Annotated in this window: 1 protein-coding gene and 1 pseudogene; one reads left to right on the top strand and one right to left on the bottom strand. The window is 61.1% G+C overall.

Annotated features, from left to right (window positions below):
* Positions 1–276, bottom strand: a pseudogene (locus tag JHD07_RS39025) (radical SAM protein); the annotation flags it as partial.
* Positions 277–435: 159 nt separating this feature from the next.
* Here JHD07_RS39025 and JHD07_RS39030 point away from each other — a divergent pair.
* Positions 436–720 (top strand): glycosyltransferase (locus JHD07_RS39030; RefSeq protein ID WP_291631907.1); only part of this gene is annotated, 285 nt, incomplete at its 3' end.

Here is a 720-nt window from a genome sequence, read left to right on the forward strand (position 1 = left end):
GTATGGATTGATCGACTGATCGAAGCTGATGTCCGGCCTGTCGTTGTGCGCGATGATGCTGCGTGCGATCTCGCGGCGCACGCGCGTGATGAACGGACGGCTGTCGGCAAGCCCATCCCAGCCGTCGTCGAAAGTTTCGCGTCGCTCGGCTTCGTAGCGGCCGGAAGCGTTGGACCTGGTCCCTCGGCCTCGCCGCAGATCAGCCTCGACTGCAATCGCGATATGGCGGCCGGCGATTTGTGGACCGTCGATCCCGGGTCGGTTCGCATCTTCCATGGTCCTTCACCTCTGCCCCGTCCGCAACGCAACTGAAGGTCATGTAACACACCAAAGAGAACATTAATAGAACAAAAAAAGAAAGTTATATTGACCATGTGAAAGCGAGGGGCTATCGAGGCTGGCGCTACGATCGGCACCGCATTATCTGTCCAGTCCATGATCACCGTCGTCATCCCCACCCTGAATGCCGAGACATCGCTTGCAGCGACGCTGACGTCGCTCGTGCCGGGCGCGGTCGACGGTGTGATCCGGCAGGTCGTCATCGTGGACGGCGGTTCGAGCGATCGCACATTGCGGATCGCGGAGGACTCCGGCGCCGATATCGTGCGTTCGGAGCCTGGCCGTGGCCGCCAGTTACAAGCTGGCGCTGCAGCGGCGCGCTTTCCGTGGTTGTTGTTCATTCATGCGGACACCGTGCTGGATACGGGGTGGGAGCGCGAG

Origin of the sequence: Bradyrhizobium sp., assembly GCF_016462955.1 — a bacterium.
Taxonomy (GTDB): domain Bacteria; phylum Pseudomonadota; class Alphaproteobacteria; order Rhizobiales; family Xanthobacteraceae; genus Bradyrhizobium.